Here is a 21,682-nt window from a genome sequence, read left to right on the forward strand (position 1 = left end):
AGCACCTGGTTGCACCCGTGGGAATCAACCTACAACAAGCCCCGTAGCGGGATTACAGCAAGCAGCCACCGTAAAAGCACAGAGTAAAGCTGTTGGGTACACCGGTGAGTGCGCTCATTTGCAGGGGTTGCGCCGTGAATACTGTTCCCGGGGTTGTGCAGGCCATTGATAACGCGCTGGCGCGAGGCGAAGAAGTGGTGCTGGCGACGGTGGTAAAGGTGGAAAACTCTGCCTATCGTCGGCCAGGCGCCCGTATGTTGGTGTGTGCCGATGGTCAGCATGCCGGCACTGTCAGTGGTGGCTGCCTCGAAAGCGAAATTGTGCGCAAGGCATGGTGGCTGACCTCCGGCGGCGCACCGGTAGTTTGTCGTTACGACACCGGCGCGGGCGCAGAGGCGCAATGGGCATTTGGCTTGGGTTGCAATGGCGCAATCAACATCTTGCTGGAGCACGTAGATAAACACTCCCCACAACTTCATTGGTTACGCCAGGTGGCCGAACTGCGCCGCCCGGCCGCCTGCGCAGTGGTAATTGCCCGAACCGGCATCGGCAGCGTTGATGTCGGACAGCGGTTGTTTATCACGGCGGATGGCACGCAGGTGGGTGAATTGTCCGACCGCAATCTGCAAATCCGGGTGTTTGCCGATCTGGCACAAGCGCTCACAACCGGCTCTTCCCGCCAGTACGCGTACTTTGTAGATGGCGGCGAGGTTGAATTTTTCCTGGAAGTCATCGTCCCTCCACCACAACTTGTGATCTTTGGCGCAGGGCTGGACGCTGTGCCACTCGCGCAAATGGCCCACGACTTGGGCTGGCATGTCACGGTGGCGGATGGGCGCTCACATTTCGCCCGGGCGGATCGCTTTCCGATGGCGGATCAAGTCATCGTGGCCGATCTGGATGATGCGCTGCCCGATTGCGGGGTTACCCGGCAAAGCGTGGTGGTGCTGATGACCCACAGTTATGAACAAGATCAACGCCTGCTGGAACAACTACTGGAAGTTCAGCCCCGTTATATCGGCCAGCTCGGCCCGCGCAGTCGTACCGAACGCATGCTCGATGAGATTGGTGCGCGCAGCAAGGCGCGGACGCTGATCGACGCGGGTGTTTTGCATTACCCGGTGGGGCTGGATATCGGCGCGGACAATCCGCAAGAGGTCGCCTTGGCGATACTGGCCGAAATCAAAGCCGCGATCAGCGGGCGCGATGGCGGCATGTTGCTGCGTCGCTCCGGCGCGATTCACTCGCCCATGACCATGGAAACTACCGCATGAGTCTAAGCGATCCACGTTGGCAGCCAGCCAATCAACAACGCATTGTCGGTTTGCTGCTGGCGGCAGGTGCATCCAGTCGCTTTGGTTCGCCCAAGTTATTGCATGCGTTGGCGGATGGGAGTCGCGTGGGCATCAGAAGCGCGCTCAACCTGATTGATGCCTTGCCTTGGTCGGTCGCCGTGGTGTCACCCCAGCGCGTGCTGTTGAAGTCGTTACTGCAAGCGGCCGGATTGCACGTACTGGAATGCGAGAACGCCCATTTGGGTATCGGCGAGAGCCTGGCCTTTGCCATTCGCAACACGCACAACGCCGCTGGCTGGGTGATTGCGCTGGCTGATATGCCCTTCATTGAGCCATCTACCATCCGGCTGGTGGCGCGGCGACTGGCGAACGGCGGCGCACTGGTGCTCCCCACGTATAACGGCAAGCGTGGCCACCCGGTGGGATTTGCTCATCACTATTTCGGGCAGCTGGCTGGCTTGCAGGGTGACACTGGCGCGCGAGCATTGATCGAGCAGGATGCGCATCTGGCGCAGTACGTGCCGGTGAATGATTCGGGCATTCATCTGGATATTGATACTCTGGCTGATCTGGCGCGTTATGACGAGCGTACGACACTCAATGCGGATACGCCGTCTGCATCAATCCAGCGCAGCTACGTCAATGGGCATGAAGGGATGATTCGATGAGCGCATTTTCCCCAAAAAACACCGACCCTGGCCGTCGCTCGCTGCTTAAGGCAGGCGCTGCGTTCGCGTCATTGGGCGTGCCCGGCGCATTGCAGTTAACGCCAGCACAGGCGGCGCAGGCAGCTGGTGACCCTGCTGTGCCCACGCCGCCGGCCATGCCAGTGCGCTTGTCGATCAACGGCCATCGGATGGATGTCTCGCTGGATACGCGTACCACCTTGCTGGATGCGCTGCGGGAACATCTACATCTGACCGGAACCAAGAAAGGCTGCGATCACGGTCAGTGCGGCGCCTGTACGGTGCTGGTTAACGGACGGCGTATCAACAGTTGTCTGACGTTGGCGGTGATGCATACCGACGACGAAATCACCACCATCGAAGGTGTGGCGCACGGCGATCAACTTCATCCGCTGCAACAGGCGTTCATTGAGCACGATGGCTTTCAGTGCGGTTATTGCACCTCGGGCCAGATTTGCTCTGCGCTGGGCATGCTCAATGAGGTCCGCAGCGGCATGCCTAGTCATGTCAGTGCTGATCTAACCGCGCAACCGCGACTCACCGCGCTGGAGATTCGCGAGCGTATGAGCGGGAATATCTGTCGCTGTTCGGCCTACCCCAATATCGTCGCCGCCATTCAGGATGCTGCGGGAGAGCACTCATGATTCCGTTTACCTACGAGCGTGCCACCGACGAAGCCGCCGCTGCGCGCGCCGCAGCTGGCAACAGCAACACCAAGTTCATCGCGGGTGGCACCAATCTGCTGGATCTGATGAAACTGCAAATTGAAAAACCGCAGCACTTGATTGATATCACGCACTTGCCACTCAACCGGATTGAACCCACGGAACAAGGCGGCCTGCGCATTGGCGCCATGGTCCGCAATAGTGATCTGGCCGCGGATACACGCATTCGCCGCGATTACGCTGTACTGAGCCGGGCGCTGCTGGCTGGCGCCTCTGGCCAGCTGCGCAATATGGCCACCACCGGCGGCAATCTACTCCAGCGCACGCGTTGTTATTACTTTTACACGCCAGGTTTACCCTGCAATAAGCGCGATCCGGGGTCGGGCTGCTCTGCGTTGCTGGGGTTTAACCGGATGCATGCCATCGTCGGCGCGAGTGATCAGTGTATTGCGGTCCATCCGTCCGATATGGCCGTGGCCATGCGGGTGCTGGATGCGCAAATCGAAACAATGAATGGCGAGGGCAAACGCCGGGTGATCCCGATCGCCGATTTTTATCGCTTGCCGGGTAACACCCCGCACCTGGAGAACAATCTGCAAGCTGGCGAATTGATCACTTCGGTGGCCTTGCCGCCGCCCGTTCGTGGTGTGCACCTTTATCGTAAAGTACGCGACCGCGCTTCATATGCATTTGCCTTGGTGTCGGTGGCGGCGGTGATAGAGCGCAGCGGCGATCAGATCAATAGTGCACGACTGGCGTTTGGCGGCCTCGCCCCGCAGCCCTGGCGGGTGCCGGCGGCAGAACAAGCGTTGCACGAGGCGCCTGGTACTGCAGTGAGTGCTGATCGTGCGGCCGACGCGGTCCTGGCGGGTGCAACTGGTCATGGCCATAACAACTTCAAAATCGATTTGACCCGCCGCACCCTGCAAGCGGTGCTCGCTGCCAGCCAGCGCGCCTGAGGAGCCGTCCATGGAAATGTCCAGCCCTGCCCCGCATAACCCCATTGACGACAACCGCCAAGGGTTGATCGGCAAGCCGCTGGATCGCGTGGATGGTCGTCTCAAGGTAACTGGTAGAGCGACCTACGCTTATGAATACGCCGACGCGGGTCAGCCACTGTATGGGTATGTAGTGGGCTCAGGCATCAGCAAGGGCCGGATCAGCGACATCAACACCCGCGCCGCCGAACGTGCGCCCGGGGTCAAGCTGGTACTGACGTATAAAAACATGCTGGATCAAGCTCCCAAGAGCAAGGAAAGCTCGCCGCAACTGGTTGATGAAAAGATCACCCATTACGGCCAACCGGTCGCGTTTGTGGTGGCAGATAGCTTTGAGCGTACCCGCGCAGCAGCGGCGTTGGTGCAGCCGGTTTATCAGCAAGAGGCTGGCGTATATGACCTTGCCAAGGCACTGTCCCAAGCGCGTATGCCCAAGCCCGGCATTCAGCCAGCGGATAGCACTCAAGGTCAGTTTGATAGCGCATTTGCCGCCGCGGCCGTTCAGCTGGATGAGACCTACACCACGCCGCATCAGTCGCACGCGATGATGGAGCCGCACGCAACGCTTGCGGTCTGGCATGGCGATCATCTCACGCTGTATACCTCCAACCAGATGTTGACCCAGGCGCAAGACACTGTCGCCAAAACCCTGCAAATGCCACCGGCACAAGTGCGGGTGATCGGCCGTTATATTGGTGGCGGCTTTGGCAGTAAGTTGCAAATCCAGGCGGACGTTATCCTGGCTGCGGCGGCGGCCCGCAAGCTGCAGCTACCGGTAAAAGTGGCGCTGACGCGCCCACAGGTTTTTCATGCAACCACCCACCGTACCGCCACCATCCAGCGCATTCGGCTGGGCGCAGATCGAGATGGTCATTTGCAGGCGATTGCGCATGAAAGCTGGAGCGGCAATACCTCAGGCGAGGAATTTTTTGAATCCGCAGCCGCGCAAACACGCTCGCTTTACGCTGCAGCAAATCGCAAAACGGCGCATCGCCTGAGTACGCTGGATCTGCCAGTTGCTTCGTCCATGCGCGCGCCTGGCGAGGCCGTGGGTTTGCTGGCCATCGAGTGCGCCATGGATGAATTGGCCGAAAAGCTGCAGCTTGATCCTGTTGAATTGCGTCGTCGCAACGAACCCGCCGAAGACCCGGAAAAACACGTGCCCTATTCGGTGCGGCAACTGGTGCCGTGCATGGATGAAGGTGCTCGCCGTTTTGACTGGGCGCGGCGTTCGGCTCGGCCCGCACAGCAGCGCGACGGTCGCTGGCTGGTGGGTATGGGTATGGCTGCGGCGATACGCAGCAATTTTTTGCGCCCTTCGCATGCCCAGGTGTCCATTGATGGTAGCGGCATCGTCACTGTAAAAATGGGCATGACCGATATCGGCACCGGTAGTTACACAGTGTTTACCCAGATCGCGGCCGAAATGCTCGGCGTTGCGCCAGAGCGGGTCAGAATGTTGTTGGGTGATACGGAGTTTCCGGCCGCGGCCGGTTCTGGTGGCTCATTTGGTGCGGCCAGTGCCGGTTCGGGTTTGTATGTCGCGTGTGACGCGTTGCGCAGCAAACTGGCCGTGCTGGCCGGGTTCGATGCGGCCACGGCCATTTTTGCAAATGGCCAGATCAGTAACGGACAGCAAAGCAAGTCGCTAGCGGCTCTGGCCGGGTCGGATGGTGTACAGGCCAATGGCGATATCCAGCCTGGTGATCTGGCTAAAAAATATTCACAGCAGGCCTACGGCGCCCACTTTGTCGAGGTGGGCGTGGATATGGATACCGGTGAAATCCGTATGCGCCGCATGCTGTCGGTGTTTGCCGCTGGCCGCATCCTCAATCAGAAAATGGCCCACTCGCAGGCTTTAGGCGGAATGACCTTTGGCATTGGCGCGGCGCTGACTGAGGAGCTGGTTGTAGATGACCAGCTTGGCCTGTTTGCAAACCATGATCTGGCCGAGTATCACGTGGCAACCCATGCGGACGTTCCAGCGCTGGAAGTGGTGTTCTTGCCCGAGGTGGATGACAAGGCCAATCCGCTCAAGATCAAGGGGATTGGTGAATTGGGTATCTGTGGCGCGGGTGCCGCCGTGGCCAACGCCATCTATAACGCGTGCGGGGTGCGGGTGCGCGATTACCCGATCACTCTGGACAAGGTGTTGGGCGGGCTCCCCAGGCAGGCCTGACTGCATTCGTCACATATAACGGTATTGCGCTGCACAAAAGCCCAACTCTTTCCATTGCGGCCAGCAGGGGCACGAGTGAATACTCTGCCCCGCGCTATTTCTGCTGCGCATTCCCCTGTATTTCTCCCCGCCTGCCATCACGGTTTTTCAGCAAAACTGACCAGTATAAATCTCGCCCCGAGTCATGGGTTGCGTCTGGCTGCCAAAACGATAATTAACCAGGAAACTTCTGAGCGAAATCAACTTCCCATTGTCCTAATGACGTTATCGTATATCTCAATTTGACTATTTGTCGGTCTGGGGTGGCTGAACCTGCGGTTTGCCACTATTCAATACAAAGGCCCGTAAATAGTTGGCAGCATGCATTTCGCATATCGGCGCATTATTGCTGCAGAGAATTTCACTTCAGGAGATCCACAATGGCAGTATCCAATCTTCAGGAACTCAACGAACTGGTTGCACGGGTCAAACAGGCTCAGCAACGGTTTGCCACTTACAGCCAGGAACAAGTTGACGAAATTTTCCGCTGCGCTGCATTGGCCGTGGCCGATGCGCGTATCCCGCTAGCCAAGATGGCAGTGGCCGAAACCGGCATGGGTGTGCTGGAAGACAAAGTGATCAAAAACCACTTTGCCTCTGAATATATCTACAACGCTTACAAAGACGAGAAAACCTGCGGCGTGCTGTCGGTGGATGATGTCTACGGCACCATGACCATTGCCGAGCCTATCGGCATCATTTGCGGGATTGTGCCGACCACAAACCCCACCTCTACCGCCATTTTCAAGGCGTTGATTTCTCTCAAAACCCGTAACGGCATCATCTTCAGCCCACACCCGCGTGCCAAAAAAGCCACGTGTGAAGCCGCTCGTCTGGTGCTGGAGGCTGCAGTTGCCGCTGGTGCACCGAAAGACATCATTGGCTGGATCGACGCTCCGACAGTTGAGCTTTCCAATCAACTGATGCATCACAAAGACGTTAATCTGATTCTGGCGACCGGCGGTCCTGGCATGGTGAAGGCCGCCTACTCTTCGGGCAAGCCAGCCATTGGGGTGGGTGCTGGTAATACTCCGGTTGTGGTCGACGAAACCGCCGATATCAAGCGCATGGTGGCATCTATCTTGATGTCCAAGACGTTCGATAATGGTGTGGTTTGTGCATCCGAGCAGTCCGTCATCATTGTTGATGAAGTCTACGAAGCCGCGAAAGAGCGTTTCTCCAAAGCGGGTGGTTATATCCTCAACAAGAAAGAAACCGAAGCCGTGCGCAAGGTTATCTTGATTGATGGCGGTCTGAACGCTGGCATTGTTGGTCAATCGGCTTTGAAGATTGCCGATATGGCTGGCATCAAGGTCCCGCCTTATACCAAGGTGCTGATTGGTGAAGTTGCATCGGTGGGCGAAGAAGAAGCGTTTGCCCATGAAAAACTGTCGCCAACGCTGGCCATGTATCGCGCCAAAGATTTCCACGACGCTGTAACCAAGGCTGAAGCCCTGGTTGCCTTGGGCGGGATTGGTCACACCTCTGCGCTGTATACCGACCAGGACTTGCAGGGCGATCGCATTGCCTACTTTGGCGACAAGATGAAGACCGCCCGTATCTTGATCAACACCCCGTCTTCGCAAGGTGGTATCGGCGACTTGTACAACTTCAAACTGGCACCTTCGCTCACGCTGGGCTGCGGTTCGTGGGGTGGTAACTCGATCTCGGAAAACGTTGGTCCGAAGCACTTGATCAACAAGAAGACCGTGGCCAAGAGGGCTGAAAACATGCTGTGGCACAAAGTGCCGAAGAACATCTACTTCCGTCGTGGTTGCTTGCCATTTGCCCTGGAAGATTTGTCTGGCAAAAAACGTGCATCTATCGTGACCGGCCCGTATCTGTTCAACAACGGCTATGCGGACGAAACCATCCGTATTCTCAAGCAGATGGGCATGGAAGTTGAAGTGTTTTATGAAGTTGAAGCCGATCCAACCCTTGAAGTGGTGCGTAAAGGCGTGCATGCCCTGAACACGTTCAAGCCGGACGTCATCATTGCATTGGGTGGTGGTAGCCCGATGGATGCCGCCAAGATCATGTGGGTGATGTACGAACATCCTGAAGTCCACTTCGAAGACCTGGCGCTGCGCTTTATGGATATCCGTAAACGCATCTACAAGTTCCCGAAAATGGGCACCAAGGCTGAACTGGTAGCGATTCCGACCACATCCGGTACGGGTTCTGAAGTCACACCATTCGCAGTGGTTACTGACGAAAAAACCGGCATGAAGTATCCGATTGCCGATTACGAACTCACCCCGAACATGGCCATTATTGACGCCAATCTGGTCATGGACATGCCCAAGAGCTTGACCGCTTTTGGTGGCATCGATGCGGTAACTCACGCACTGGAAGCTTATGTTTCGGTGATGGCAAACGAGTACTCGGATGCGCAAGCCCTGCAAGCGCTGAAGCTGTTGCAAAAGTATCTGCCTTCGTCGTACATCAACGGCTCGCAAGACCCGAAAGCACGCGAAGCTGTGCACAACGCAGCCACCATCGCCGGTATCGCTTTTGCCAATGCTTTCCTTGGCGTGTGTCACTCCATGGCTCATAAGATTGGTGCCGAGTTTGGTCTGGCCCACGGTCTGGCCAACGCGTTGCTGATCTCGAACGTGGTGCGTTACAACTCGGTGGATATCCCGACCAAGCAAGCTGCATTCAGTCAGTACGATCGTCCGATGGCCAAGTGCCGTTACGCCGATGTCGCCGAACATCTTGGCCTGAAAGGCAAGAATGACGACGAAAAGGTCGAAGCACTGATCGAGTGGATTGATGGCATGAAGAAGACGCTGGGTATTCCGGCCTCCATTCAGGCTGCCGGTGTGCCGGAAGATATCTTCCTGTCCAAGCTCGAAACCGTGGCAGAAGAAGCGTTTGATGACCAGTGTACTGGCGCCAACCCGCGCTATCCGCTGATCGCCGAACTCAAGCAACTGCTGCTGGACAGCTACTACGGCCGCGCTTATGTAGAGGCCTACGAGCGTGATCAAACCGTGGTGGAAGAAGTGGTCGCCAAGGCACAAGCATCGGCCAAGGCAGCTGCCAAGTAATTTGTCCGTTGTGCTGAAATCAAAGGCTCCGACATTAGTCGGGGCCTTTTTTATGTCCGCGTTTTACGCAAACCAGCTCACAGTTGTTTCGTTTGTGTCTTGTTGACGGCAAAACCATTAGCGTTTGCCGACAGTCTTGATACGATCAATGCCCCGCCCGCCTTTGAATGACTGGTTTGTGACTACCCATCGCTTTGCCCGGATCGCCCCCGCCTTGTTTGTGCTGCTTTGGAGTAGTGGTTTTGTCGGCGCCAAATTCGGCATGCCGTGGGCGCCTCCTTTGCATTTTCTGGTGGCCCGTTTTGCTGCCGTATTGGCGATCATGCTGCCCGCCGCGCCGTTCTTGCGCGTTACCTGGCCGCGAAATCAATTGCTTATCCATACCGCACTGGCTGGACTTCTGGTGCAGACCGGCTATTTCACTTGCGTGTTTATGGCTATGCACACCGGTTTGTCAGCAGGCATGGTGGCGCTGATTGCCGGATTGCAACCGGTTATAGTCAGTATCTTCGCCGGATTGGTGCTGCGCGAAAGACGCAACCGCCTGCAGTGGATCGGGCTAGCGCTGGGCGTTGCCGGTGTATTTATGGTGATCCAGAACAAGCTGGGGCACGGCAATGTGACTGGCCTTGGCGTCGCGCTGGCCTTTGTCGCGCTGGTAAGCATCAGCCTGGGAACGGTCTATCAGAAACGGTTTTGTAACGGCGTAGATGTGGTGGCAACGTCGATCATTCAGTGTGCGGTGTCGTTGCTGATCCTGTTGCCGCTTGCTGCCTTGTTCGAGAGTGGCTCTATCCACTGGAATGGGCAGTTCATTTTCTCGCTACTGTGGGTGGTTGTTGTGGTATCCATCGGCGCCATTGGCATTCTGTTATGGCTACTGCGTCATGGCGAGGCTGGCCAGGTATCTGGATTGTTTTTTCTGGTACCGCCCACCACCGCCGTTATTGCCTGGCTGTGTTTTGGCGATGAATTGTCTGCTTTCATGCTGGCGGGTATCGCTCTGACCATGCTCGGGGTCTATCTGGCGTCGCCACGCAACTGATAGCGACGCCAGCCGGTCATCCTGCCTCAACGAGCTTGCTCGTCCTTCTGTTGATGCTGTTCATCTGGTTTGTGCTGGTGCTCCGGATGTCCGGTCGGTGGGTTGTGGGCGTGTGGGTACTGAGTGGGTTGCGATCTGTTCTGCGTCTTTTGCGGCGCAAAATTCTGCGCGGGCACGCTCCGGTTGTAGTTCGCCGGTTGCTGTTCCATGGTCGCCGGACGCTGTGGCGCAAGCTGTTGCCCCGACTCAGGCTGACCGCGTGCCTGGTTGGGCGCATTTTCATAATGCGGAGCAATCGGCGGATTTGCGCGGGGCTCCATGTTCCGCCCAGTATTTTGTTGCCACCCCTGTTGTGGCGCGCGCCCGGCTGGCGGGTGCGGCACAGCGTTGGCGTTTATCTCGCGAGTATCAGGTTGCGGAGCAATTTTTGGTGATTGTCCTTGCGGCACGCGCACCGGTTGTGCCACCGGTTTGGGCTGATTACCACTGCTCTGGCTGTTGCCGTTAACAGGAACCGGTGCGGCTGCGCGCGGCATCGCCGTGTGAACCACGTTGACTTGGGGCTGTACTGCCGCGGGTCGCACTTGAGTCAGCGGTGCGCCTGCACCTGGAACAGCTTGACCATGCGCGGCGAACCGCCCTGCCAGTTCATCGTGCGCGGCAAATGGCTGTGGTGGTGTGCGGGTGCTGATGACTGGCCTGTTGAAATTGCCGCCGCTGAACGCAGGTGCGGGTTTGGCCGAACCAACCAGGCTCTGGTTGACTGGCGCAATACGGGGCGCGCTTTCAAACTGGGCCTGACCTAGTTGCTGTGGTTTGATTGTCGCCGCAGCGCCTTGCACCGGCTGACCTTTTACAAACGCGCTTGCAGCCATGCCGGTAATCGCATTGGGCGCGTTCTGGTTTACGTACACCGCTTTATTGACGGTCACGTTGTTGATCACCGTGTTGTTAACCACGGTTGTACGATTAATGTTGGTGATGTAGTTGGCGCTACTGCCATAAGCAGGTCGATAGACTTCTCCCGGCCCCAGCGGAAACCAGGCCACACCGGGGCCGCTATTTACTGAGACATGCAGTGAGAAAGCATTACCGCCGGCAAACGCCACCAACGCTGGTGCGTACACCGGATGCGGATGTACCGGGCCAGGCACCCAGCACCAGCTACTGCCCAGATAAGCCCAGCGACCATAATGGAAAGGCGCGAACCCCCACGGTGCATCGTCCACCCAGGTCCAGCCCCAGGGCGCGATCCAGACCCAATGACCGTAGTGATAAGGCGCCCAGCCGACAATGGTTGTCCGTGGCACCCACACCGCACCGTATTGCGGCACTGTCTGCCAGGAGCCATTGTCGTCCAGCGCTTCGTAGCCGGTTACTTCACGCGAAACATAATGCGCGGAGACCGAATTGTCTTCTCGTTGGTCGCGGGCCAGCGCCCAGCGATCAAACTCATCCTCGCCCGGACCTGCAATGGCAGACTGTTCCTGTAAATCGGTACCGGACCAGGTAATCTGGTCACCATCATGCAACGAGAAGCTATTGTTGGCGCTGCCCAGCGCGCTGCCATTGCCATGCCAGACCGTCACTCGCGTGGTATTGCTGTTCGGGTCAATATCCAGTCGATAATCCCCAGCGCCGTTCACCACGAATGCCAGGTTGGGCGTATCGACTTCAACTTGCTGGCCGCTGAGCAACGTGCGTACACGCAGATTCAGCGTGCCTTGGGTTATTTTGAGTTGGGTGTTCTGATCATCCAGCGCCAGAAAAGACAAGCTGGTCTGGTCGCCCAGGCGCAAAGCAGTAGACCCCAGGTGCAGTTCGGCGCGACCGGCTTTATCCACCCACAACTGGTCGCCAGTGGTCATTGGGCGATTGATTGGGGCGTAGGCCCATTCGTTGCTGCCTGCCGGAGCGAACGTTACCGAGCCTTCGACCGCACTCAGACGGGCAACTTGTGATGGCGGATCATCGGCCCAAGCGGCGCTGACCAGTAAACTGGCGAGCAGAACAAATTCGTGCAGCAGACGTTGTAGTTTGGTCATTGCCAGCCCCTTTTTTAATTGCCTGGATATAGTCAATTAACGGTTCTGGCGGGGTTGCGTTGATATGGATGCGGTAAGCAAGTTCACAGTTGTGCAACCGAATGTGACTGCGGCGACCTGATTACTCAAGTCGCCGCAATGTTGCACAGAATGTTTTGACGTCTGTTGTTACTCAGCCATCATTTCGTCCAGTTGTGCGGTCAGGTCTAGCCAGGTCAGTTCAATCTCGTCGATCTGTGCCTTGATATCCGCCTTGCGCAGCAAAGCCGCTTGCAGCTTGTCTTTGTTGGCGGCTTCGTACAGATCTTCAGCGCCCAATTTGACGGTCAGTTCGTCATTCTCGGTGTTAAGGGTGGCGAGTTGCTTTTCCAGCTTGGCCAGCTTTTGCTCGACTGGTTTACGCTGATTGGCCAAACGTTGCCGTGCTTCCGCCTCGGCTCGCTTCTGCGCTTTCCGATCAACCTTCGGCTCGTTGCTGGCAGGGGTAGCGGCTTCGTTGGCGCCGGCCTGTTGGGCCGCACGCACTTCCTGGCTGTAACGCGTGTAATCATCCAGGTCGCCGTCAAACGGCCGTACAGTGCCGTTTTCGATCAGCCAGAAGTTATCAACCGTCGCTCGCAACAAGTGGCGATCGTGCGAAACCACAATGATTGCACCTTCAAAATCCTGCAGCGCCAGGGTCAGCGCTTGCCGCATCTCGATGTCCAGGTGGTTGGTTGGCTCATCCAGCAATAGCAGATTGGGCTTTTGCCAGATCAGCAAGGCCAGCGCCAGACGGGCTTTTTCGCCACCGGAGAACGGGCCAACCGGCGTAGAAGCCATGTCGCCACGGAAGTCAAAACCGCCCAGATAATTACGCAGCTCTTGCTCGCGGGTTTTCGGGTCGAGCTTTTGCATGTGCCACAGCGGCGATTCATCCAGCCGCAGTTCATCCACCTGATGCTGGGCAAAATAACCGATCTTCAGGCCCTTGCCTTCGATACGCTCGCCACTCAACAGATCGCGATCTGCCGCCAGGGTTTTGATAAACGTCGACTTACCTGCGCCGTTCACGCCCAGCAAACCCAGGCGAGCCGTGTTTTCCAGGCTCAGGTTCAACTCGGACAAAATCGGCGAGGCGATATCGTAACCGGCACTGCCGTTTTCCACGCGCACCAGCGGATTGGGGCTGGATTCGGGTTCACGGAAGGTAAAGGTAAATGGCGAATCCACGTGCGCGGCGGCAATCTTCTCCATCCGTTCCAGCGCCTTGACCCGGCTCTGCGCCTGGCGAGCTTTGGATGCCTTGGCCTTAAAGCGGTCCACAAACCCTTGCAAGTGGGCGATTTCGCGCTGCTGTTTGTCGAAGGCTTGTTGTTGCTGCGAAAGCTTCTGCGCGCGCTGATTTTCAAAGTCGGCGTAGTCGCCGGTGTACAGCGTCAATGCGCCGTCGCCCACATGCAAGATGGCGTTGATGGTGGCATCGAGGAAGTCGCGATCATGCGAGATCACCAGCAACATGCCTTGATAGCTGCGCAACCAGTTTTCCAGCCAGACCACGGTTTCCAGGTCCAGGTGGTTGGTTGGTTCGTCGAGCAGCAGAACGTCGGAGCGGCACATCAGCGCTTGTGCCAGGTTCAGCCGCATACGCCAGCCGCCGGAGAATTCCGAAACCGACTTGGTCATTTCATCTTGCGAGAAACCCAGACCGGCCAGCAGCTTGGATGCGCGGGAATGAGCGGTGTAGCCATCAATGGCATCGAGCTTGGCCAGTAATTCGCCGTGGCGCAGGCCGTCTTCAGTATCGTGCTCCAGCAGATGCTGCACTTCGCGCAATTCGGCGTCACCATCCAGCACGTAATCCAGCGCGGAACACGACAGTGCGGGTGTTTCCTGGGCAACGTGGCCGATGGTGGCGCGTGGCGGCATTTCCAGATCACCGGCGTCCGGATGCAATTCACCGCGCAGCAAGCCAAAGAAGCTCGATTTACCGGCGCCATTGGCGCCAACGATGCCCACTTTGCTGCCGGGATAAAGGGTAAGGTCGGCGCGATTCAGCAGAACTTTGGTGCCGCGCCGTAAGGTCAGGGATTTAAGTCGTATCATTGCGGCATTTTATCAGATGGTCGGCCTGCCACGCGGGCGATGTTGCAGTGCGTGGTGCGGGCCAGAATAGACAAAGCCCGAATGGATCGGGCTTTGGATGAACGGAACCGCCGAAAATCAGGCAGCGAGCAACTGGTTCAGTGCGCGCTCGGTCGCGGAGCCATCGCGCTGCAGTCGTTGCAGGCGGCCACTTTCCAGGTGTGTTTCCAGGTCAGCGCGAGTCAATGCCAAGCCGTTCTCGCCTTGCCGGTTGGTGAATAAATAGCGTGTGCCCAGCGGGCTGATCCACGACAAGCGCAAACGACGCTCTTCGCCAGTATCGGCTTGCCACAGCACCCATTCACCACGGGCTGGCAGGAAATCATTGGTGATCGTTTCTGCCTCGGCAGCCACTTGTGCCACTGCAGGCGCAGCTTCGATCTCGATGGTTTCCAGTGTAGGCAATTGCTGTGCTTCGACCGCATGTGGCACCGGATGCATGGACACGCTGGCGCCCACAGCTTGCGGCGCAGAAGGTGCTGGCAAAGCGGTTTCAACCGGCGGCACACCCATAGCCGACTGGCGTAGACCGGTGCGAATGGCAGAAGCGTGGCAATTCACCAGCTCAGAGAAAAATGCGCGCGATTCGGTTTGATCCATGCCGACATCGGTAACGCCCTTCTCCAGCACCTTGAGCATGCCTGGCAGCAAGTTTACCAGTTGCAGGCGTTCTTCCGGGCCGCGCTTGGCTTGCAGGCTCCACAGCAAATCGTCTAGCGATTTCTGGCGCTGGGCAAATACCGGATCGGCCTCGCCGTTCGGGCCCCATGCTTTGGCCATGGCGGGCGCCCACCATTGCTGCAGGAAATCGGTCACCAGTTGCGGTACCTCACCGGCGCGGGCCAGTTTGGCTTGCACCAATGACGACGCGGTGGCGTTGGCGATTTCCGCAACCTCGGTTTGCAACAGGTCGTCGGCGGCGGCGCTGGCTTTTTGTTCGACTTCCAGGGCTTCTTCAGCCAGGAAGCGCTTGATATCGGCCAGGGCGGTGTCAAACACGCCAACTTCATCTTCAAAGTGCGTGGTTACCCAGGCAACCACATCACTGAATTTGGCAAATTTCGGATCGGTTTCGTCGGGTTCGCCATCCCAGTCGAGGAAGGCGTCTTCTACCAAGTCGATCAATTGCCGTGCTGGGTGCGATTTGCGGGCAAAGAAGCTGCCATCCAGCATCGACACTTTCAGCACCGGAATCTGCAGTCGCGCCAGCAGGCTCTTGGCCGCATTGGGCAGCCGCGGATCTTCAAACAGGCGGTCGAACAGCATGGATACCAGATCGAAAGTCATGGTATCAACGCGGTTAAGCTCATTCACCCAGCGGGTTGAACGCAATACGCTCAGCAGGTTTTCTGGCTGTCCGCCGGGAGCCATTCCGGCATTGGGTGGATCGCGCTGCAGATTGTTCAGGAAGCTGAACCAGTCCGGGCGCAGCGAAGTGCGGGCCTGGGCTTGCATATTGCCGGCAGCCAGTTGCTGCAAGTGGGCAACCAGCTCGGGCGTGATGGCATAGCCCGGCTGCTGTTGCTGGCCATAACCTGCGCTGCCATACGGTGCCTGCCCTTGCTGGGCGTTGCCATAGGCGCCGGGGTATTGTTCAGGGGCATAACCAGCGCCGGTAAAGTTGCCGTCGGCGGACTGGCTTTGTTCCTGTGAACTCTGTTGGTTCTGGCTGGCTGGGCCGCGATAGCGATTGGCTACACGCGGCGGCGCTGGATGTACGTTTTTCTGAATCAGGAACTGGTTCAGATCCTGATAAACCTGGGTGATCTGGCCGGAAAGCGACGTTTCAAACGCCTTCATGGCGGCCAGACGAGCGCCAATGCCACTTTCAAAGACCCGGCAGGCGGCCATTACGGCTTCGCAAATCACGTCCGGGCTAAGTGGATTGGAGGCGGAAGCGTCATCGCTGAGCGGCATAAGCCGTGCCAGACGCTGCTCCAGTTGCTGCAGCGTGTCACCGCCCATGTTCTTGAGCGAATTGGCGACACCGGTAGCGGTCAGGCTTTCTTCGTAGTCGTCGTTGGCCACCAGGCTCAATTCTGCCGGGGAATGGCTAACCTTGAAGAAGCCGCTATTGCCGCCCTTGCCTTCCATGCGTTGGGCAAATGTTTCCAGAAACTGCTGCCGGAACGCCGACAGGATCACCGTGCGCTTGGCTTGAGACTCAGCACGCGCCGCATAATAGGTGTCACGCAATTTCATGTCATGCGTGTTTTCTGCCAGCGTGAAGAAAGTTTCTTCCAGCTGCGTGAAGAACCCATCCATCGATTGCGAGAGCAGACGCAATGCCATGTCACGGCACGCGACCAGCGTGTCGTTATTGGGAACATTGGTAGTCCGGGCCTCGCGGGCGGAATTCATTGGGGCACTCCGAATACAGTTTCAGGCAATGGTACGCATATTAGCCCATTGTTATATTCTGGGCACTAACCACTCAGCGACTCGTAAGGCACATTCATCCTGTTTTGATAGTTGTCAGCGGTAATCCCGTGTTTTTGCAAATACAGCGGGTCGGCAACTATCCGCCAGCTTGAATCCAGATCGAATCAGGACTATTCCCAATGCGGAATACCCGCTTGGCGCATGCCGCACCCAAGTATAGAGTCAGCCACATCCCGTGGTTTGGCACCCGGCTGCGGGATACTCCAAAACTAGGACAGTCCTGCTTTGATCAAGGATGGCTGCAATGACTTTGAATAAACCCTCTCCAGTTAATGCTGCCGGCATGCTGGAAAGTGTACTCCTGCTGACAAACGACGATGTAGCGCTGCGCCCTTTTCTTGCGTCGTATTACGCTGACTTGCCGGAAGACGATTTTCCCGCACATCAGCCTGAAGACTGGCTTGGCGCAACGCAGGCCCACCGGCGACTGGGGCAATGTCGGCAGCAGGATGAATCGCTCATTCGCATCTACAATCCCACTCCGCCCGAACACGGCTGGCAATCCACCCACACGATCATCGAGTTGGTTGCGCCCAACATGCCTTTCCTGGTGGACACCGTGGGCATGGCTATCGCCAGGCTGGGTTACACCGTGCATTTGCTGCTGCATCCGGTTTTGCATGTGCAGCGTGATGAGCGTGGCGAATTCAAGGCGTTGAGTGCCAATGGTGAGCCCGAGTCCTGGATGCATTTTGAAATCGACCGGGAAACAGACGCGGGTTGTTTGCAACAACTGCAGTCAGCGATTGAGCAAGCCCTCAAAACATTGACAACCACCGTGGCCGACTGGCCCGGCATGAGCGCCCGCATTGCAGCTTGCCGCGATGAACTCACCAGCAATCCACCACCAGTGGCTGCCGAAGAACTATCCGAAACCCGCGCTTTTCTGGACTGGCTGCTGGACGACCATTTTGTCATCCTGGGTTGCCGCGATTACCGGCTTGGGGAGCACGGTGATACGCTCGATAGCGAGCCCGGCTCCGGCTTTGGTTTGCTGCGCAATGGCAATGCCAGTGGCCCGTCGCGCGCATTTGCCGCGCTTTCGCCGGAATTGCGCACTCTGGCTTATGACCCGAAAAGTCTGCTGATTTTGACGAAGGCAGATATCCGTTCGACCGTGCATCGTCCGGCTTATCTGGATGTCGTAGTAATCAAGAAAGTCGACCAAAGCGGCAAGGTTACGGGCGAACTGCGCGTGGTTGGGCTCTATACCGCCAGTGCGTACACCCTGCCGCCGCGCGCCGTGCCAGTGGCGCGCCGCAAGATTGATGCCGTGCTCAAAAAGAGCGGCGTAGACCTGTCTGGTCATCGCGGTAAAGCCATGCTCAACGTGCTGGACACCTGGCCGCGCGACGAACTGATGGAGACCGGCGTCGATGATCTGACCCGCATTGTTTCTGCCGTAGTGGGTTTGCACGAACGCAACCAGGTTCGCGTGTTCTTTCGTGAGGATATTTACCGGCGCTACGTCTCGGTCATGTTCTATGTGCCCCGTGACAACTACACCACTGAAGTACGTAGCCGCATCCAGCAATTGCTACTGGAAAGACTGGGTGGCGAAAGCTGCGATTTCAATGTTTTGCTGACGGACTCACCGCTGGCACGCATCCATTTCATTGTGCGTCTGCCGCATGGCGTTTGCCCGGTCTACGATGCGCGCGCCATCGAGGCCGAAATCGCTTTGATCGCCCAGCGCTGGCAAGACGAGTTGCGTCTGAGCCTGTTGCAGCATAGTGGCGAAGAGATTGGTTCGACCCGCTATCAACGTTATCAACGCGCCTTCCCGCCCGCCTACACCAGCGACTTTGGTGCGCGTGTGGCGGTGTACGACGTCGATGCGCTGGAAGAAATCACCCCGACCAATCCGCTGGCCGCCACACTGACTCCCGCCAGCCATAACGACACCCGTCAATGGCGCATCAAGCTGTTTCACGGCAGCGACATCGCCATTTCTGACTACATTCCGCTGCTGGAAAATCTGGCCGTGCGGGTGCTGGATGAGCGCCCGTACGCATTGAAATTTGATGGTGGCACCCAAGCCTGGATTATCGATATCGGCATTCAGTTGCCATTGGCGGGTGCCCTGGAAGACACCGCTGCCCGGCAGCGCTTCCTGGAGGCGTTCCGCGCGGTGTTCAATGGCCGCAGTGAAAACGACACCTTTAATCGCTTGGTGATTCACGCTGGTCTAGCCTGGCGTGAAGTATTGGTGCTGCGCGCCTACGCCCGCTGGCTCAAGCAGATCAGTCTGCGCAATGCGGTCGATACGTTGGCCGACTGCTTGCTGAATCACACCGCCATCGCTCGCGATCTGGTGCGGCTGTTTTACCTGCGCCACGACCCGGCCAATATTGATGACGCAGCTGCGGATGCGCTCAGCGCAACATTGCTCGCGGCAATCAGCGCCCTGCCGATCGCGGATGATGAAAAAGCCTTGGGTGCTTTCCGTGCGGCGATTGAGGCAACCGTGCGCACCAGCCACTTCCAGTCAGATGCTGACGGTCAGCCGCGTGGACATCTCTCGCTCAAGATTGCTTCCGGCAAAGTGCCCGGCATTCCGCAGCCTGCACCATTGTTTGAGATATTTGTTTACTCCACCGAGGTGGAGGGCGTGCATCTGCGCGGCGGCAAAGTGGCGCGTGGCGGTCTGCGCTGGTCTGATCGGCGCGACGACTTCCGCACCGAAGTGCTTGGTTTGGTCAAAGCCCAAATGGTCAAGAATACGGTGATCGTGCCGGTCGGCTCGAAAGGTGGTTTCATCGTCAAAAATCCGCCTACCGAGCGCGAAGCGTATCTGGCCAAAGGCGTCGAGTGCTACAAGGGCTTTATCCGTGGGCTCTTGGACCTGACCGACAATCTCGTCGACGGCAAAATTGTGCCGCCAGCCGGAGTGCATCGGCGCGATGAAGATGACCCTTATCTGGTGGTTGCGGCAGACAAAGGCACGGCCACTTTCTCCGATATCGCCAATGGTTTGGCTCAGGAATATGGCTTCTGGCTCGATGACGCTTTTGCCAGCGGTGGCTCTGTAGGTTACGACCACAAAAAAATGGGCATTACCGCCCGTGGTGCCTGGGTTTCAGTCACTCGCCATTTCCGCGAACTGGGGATTGATGTCGCCACTCAGCCATTCACAGTTATTGGTATTGGCGATATGTCTGGCGACGTGTTTGGTAACGGCCTGTTGCGCTCGCCAGCCACGCAACTGGTCGCCGCGTTCGACCATCGCCACATCTTTATCGACCCAACGCCAGATGCCGCGCTTTCCTTTAAAGAGCGCCAACGTCTCTACGATCTGCCCCGTTCTTCCTGGGCGGATTACGATGCCCGGCTGATCTCGGAAGGCGGCGGGGTGTGGCCGCGCAATGTAAAAAGCATTCCGCTCTCTGCGCAGATGAAATCCCTGCTGCAAGTGGATGCCGAGGCACTGGATCCGACCACGCTGATTCAGTTGTTGCTCAAAGCGCCCGTTGATCTGTTGTACAACGGTGGCATCGGCACTTACGTCAAAGCCTCAACGCAATCGCAAGCCGAAGCCAATGATCGCGCCAATGATGGTTTGCGTGTCGACGGTCGCGAATTGCGCTGCAAGGTGTTCGGCGAAGGTGGCAACCTGGGCATGACCCAATTGGGGCGGATCGAATTTGCACTGGCCGGTGGCCGCGTATTTACCGATGCGATTGATAACTCGGCCGGTGTGGATTGTTCCGATCACGAGGTCAATATCAAGATTCTGCTGAACCGGATCATGAGTGGCGGCGATCTGACGCTTAAACAACGCAATATCTTGCTGGCAGAAATGACCGATGAGGTCGGCCAGTTGGTGTTGCGTGATAACGAGCTGCAAACACTGGCGCTGTCACTGGAGGCCGAACAGGCTCCGTCGCTGCTGTCGGTACATCAGCGCTTCATGCAGCAACTGGAGTCTCGCGGCAAGCTGTCGCGCCGCCTGGAATATCTGCCTACTGACAGCCAGTGTCTTGATCGCCAGCAAGCCGGCGCAGGTCTGACGGGGCCGGAACTGGCCGTGCTGCTCGCCTACGCCAAGATGGTGCTGAGCGAAGACCTGCAGGCCAGTGAGCTACCAGACGAACCACAGTGGGACAATCTGCTGCAGGGCTACTTCCCCTTCACGCTTTCGCAGCAATTTGGCCAGCGACTGGCTGAGCATCCGCTGCGCCGCGAGATTGTGGCAACGGTGCTCACCAATCATGCGGTCAATCGCCAAGGTATTACCTTTGCCTTTCGCCTGAGTGAAGAGGCGGAGCGCCACCCGGCACTGGTCATCAAGGCGCTGGCTGTAGCGGAAGGCTTGCTGGGTAGCGAAGCACTGGCGCAGCAGGTCGAAGCGCTGCCGGGCAACGTCAGCGCGCAAGTGCAATATGCGTTGCTGCAAATCTTGCGTCGACAAACAGAGCGTGCCACGCGCTGGGTATTGCAGGCGCCTGACGCCGCCGCAGAGGCTGCATTTGGCCAGGCAGTGCATTCGGCACTGGCCGGACTGGCGCAATGGCTGGGCGATCCGGAACACATCCACGCCCGCCGCGATGAATTGATTGCCAGTGGCGTGCCGGTGCAGCTGGCTGCGCAAGTGCTGGCCATCGAATACGCCGGGCCGCTACTGGAACTTGGTCGCGACACCGGTTTGCGTGGCGCGCTCACCGAGCGACTGCAATTGTATCTGCAGCTGGATGGCTTGCTGGGCTTTGACTGGATGGCTGCCGCTATTGAAGGTTTGCCGCGCGACAACCGTTGGCAAGCATTGGCGCGCCTTGCTTCACGTGATGATTTGCAGCGCTTGCATGCCAGTCTGGTCGATCAGGCGTGGAATGCCGGAACCGGTGCGGCAGCGGAGCGGATTGCTCAGTGGCAATCCGCTCACGAGCTACCGGTGCAAGCGTGGCAGCGCATGCTGGAAGACCTTAAAACCAGCGCGACAGATCTGGCCATGATTTCCGCAGCGTTGCGCGAGGCCCGGCACCGCCTGATGGGCGATTGATTAATGCGAATCCAGCCTGAGATTGCTGGTCAAGCCGTCAGCACAGAACGCCCCGCGTGACCGGTTTGACTAGCAGTTTCAGCAAGGAAACGGGTGGCCCACACCCTTTTGT

11 protein-coding genes are annotated in these 21,682 nt (G+C 57.8%); 8 read left to right on the forward strand and 3 right to left on the reverse strand.

The window, feature by feature from the left end:
• Positions 1-134: 134 nt before the first annotated feature.
• From P4L78_RS05755 to P4L78_RS05785, 7 genes are all read left to right on the forward strand, one after another.
• Positions 135-1,274 (forward strand): XdhC family protein, encoded by a 1,140-nt coding sequence (locus P4L78_RS05755; RefSeq protein WP_309327235.1) that lies wholly within the window; start codon positions 135-137, stop codon positions 1,272-1,274.
• Entirely contained in the window at positions 1,271-1,963 is a 693-nt protein-coding gene (locus P4L78_RS05760; RefSeq protein ID WP_309327236.1) for a nucleotidyltransferase family protein, read from the forward strand. The genes P4L78_RS05755 and P4L78_RS05760 overlap by 4 nt, the downstream gene beginning before the upstream one ends.
• Positions 1,960-2,625, forward strand: a complete 666-nt coding sequence (gene paoA / locus P4L78_RS05765; protein ID WP_309327237.1) for an aldehyde dehydrogenase iron-sulfur subunit PaoA — start codon at positions 1,960-1,962, stop codon at positions 2,623-2,625. The genes P4L78_RS05760 and paoA overlap by 4 nt, the downstream gene beginning before the upstream one ends.
• Positions 2,622-3,605 carry a xanthine dehydrogenase family protein subunit M gene (locus tag P4L78_RS05770; protein ID WP_309327238.1) on the forward strand — a complete coding sequence of 328 codons (984 nt, stop codon included), beginning with the start codon at positions 2,622-2,624 and terminating at the stop codon, positions 3,603-3,605. Before paoA ends, P4L78_RS05770 begins: the two co-directional genes overlap by 4 nt.
• Positions 3,606-3,615: 10 nt before the next feature.
• Positions 3,616-5,823: a xanthine dehydrogenase family protein molybdopterin-binding subunit gene (locus P4L78_RS05775; protein WP_309327239.1), complete on the forward strand. Its 2,208-nt coding sequence runs from the start codon at positions 3,616-3,618 to the stop codon at positions 5,821-5,823.
• A gap of 419 nt (positions 5,824-6,242) precedes the next feature.
• Positions 6,243-8,915: a bifunctional acetaldehyde-CoA/alcohol dehydrogenase gene (gene adhE / locus P4L78_RS05780; RefSeq protein WP_283149442.1), complete on the forward strand. Its 2,673-nt coding sequence runs from the start codon at positions 6,243-6,245 to the stop codon at positions 8,913-8,915.
• Between the two features lie 148 nt (positions 8,916-9,063).
• On the forward strand, positions 9,064-9,960 hold the full coding sequence (locus tag P4L78_RS05785; RefSeq protein WP_309327240.1) for a DMT family transporter: 897 nt from the start codon (positions 9,064-9,066) through the stop codon (positions 9,958-9,960).
• Between the two features lie 26 nt (positions 9,961-9,986).
• Here P4L78_RS05785 and P4L78_RS05790 read toward each other — a convergent pair whose 3' ends face one another.
• From P4L78_RS05790 to P4L78_RS05800, 3 genes are all read right to left on the reverse strand, one after another.
• Complete coding sequence (locus P4L78_RS05790) at positions 9,987-12,005, reverse strand: DUF6600 domain-containing protein (RefSeq protein ID WP_309327241.1); 2,019 nt, start codon at positions 12,003-12,005, stop codon at positions 9,987-9,989.
• A 168-nt stretch (positions 12,006-12,173) separates the two neighbouring features.
• The gene (locus tag P4L78_RS05795; RefSeq protein WP_283149445.1) at positions 12,174-14,090 is read right to left on the reverse strand and encodes an ATP-binding cassette domain-containing protein; all 1,917 of its coding nucleotides are present in this window, start codon (positions 14,088-14,090) and stop codon (positions 12,174-12,176) included.
• A 117-nt stretch (positions 14,091-14,207) separates the two neighbouring features.
• Positions 14,208-16,490 carry a DUF1631 family protein gene (locus P4L78_RS05800; RefSeq protein WP_309327242.1) on the reverse strand — a complete coding sequence of 761 codons (2,283 nt, stop codon included), beginning with the start codon at positions 16,488-16,490 and terminating at the stop codon, positions 14,208-14,210.
• Positions 16,491-16,815: 325 nt separating this feature from the next.
• Between P4L78_RS05800 and P4L78_RS05805 the strand changes: the two genes are divergently transcribed.
• The gene (locus tag P4L78_RS05805; protein WP_309327243.1) at positions 16,816-21,570 is read left to right on the forward strand and encodes an NAD-glutamate dehydrogenase; all 4,755 of its coding nucleotides are present in this window, start codon (positions 16,816-16,818) and stop codon (positions 21,568-21,570) included.
• Positions 21,571-21,682: the final 112 nt, after the last annotated feature.

Origin of the sequence: Silvimonas sp., assembly GCF_031291215.1 — a bacterium.
Taxonomy (GTDB): Bacteria; Pseudomonadota; Gammaproteobacteria; order Burkholderiales; family Chitinibacteraceae; genus Silvimonas; species Silvimonas soli.

Bases quoted from the DNA above. Each gene is read 5' to 3' on its own strand.
- P4L78_RS05760 (WP_309327236.1), top strand. From the start codon at position 1,271: ATGAGTCTAAGCGATCCACGTTGGCAGCCAGCCAATCAACAACGCATT.
- paoA (WP_309327237.1), top strand. From the start codon at position 1,960: ATGAGCGCATTTTCCCCAAAAAACACCGACCCTGGCCGTCGCTCGCTG.
- P4L78_RS05770 (WP_309327238.1), top strand. From the start codon at position 2,622: ATGATTCCGTTTACCTACGAGCGTGCCACCGACGAAGCCGCCGCTGCG.
- P4L78_RS05775 (WP_309327239.1), top strand. From the start codon at position 3,616: ATGGAAATGTCCAGCCCTGCCCCGCATAACCCCATTGACGACAACCGC.
- adhE (WP_283149442.1), top strand. From the start codon at position 6,243: ATGGCAGTATCCAATCTTCAGGAACTCAACGAACTGGTTGCACGGGTC.
- P4L78_RS05785 (WP_309327240.1), top strand. From the start codon at position 9,064: ATGCCCCGCCCGCCTTTGAATGACTGGTTTGTGACTACCCATCGCTTT.
- P4L78_RS05790 (WP_309327241.1), bottom strand. From the start codon at position 12,005: ATGACCAAACTACAACGTCTGCTGCACGAATTTGTTCTGCTCGCCAGT.
- P4L78_RS05795 (WP_283149445.1), bottom strand. From the start codon at position 14,090: ATGATACGACTTAAATCCCTGACCTTACGGCGCGGCACCAAAGTTCTG.
- P4L78_RS05800 (WP_309327242.1), bottom strand. From the start codon at position 16,490: ATGAATTCCGCCCGCGAGGCCCGGACTACCAATGTTCCCAATAACGAC.
- P4L78_RS05805 (WP_309327243.1), top strand. From the start codon at position 16,816: ATGACTTTGAATAAACCCTCTCCAGTTAATGCTGCCGGCATGCTGGAA.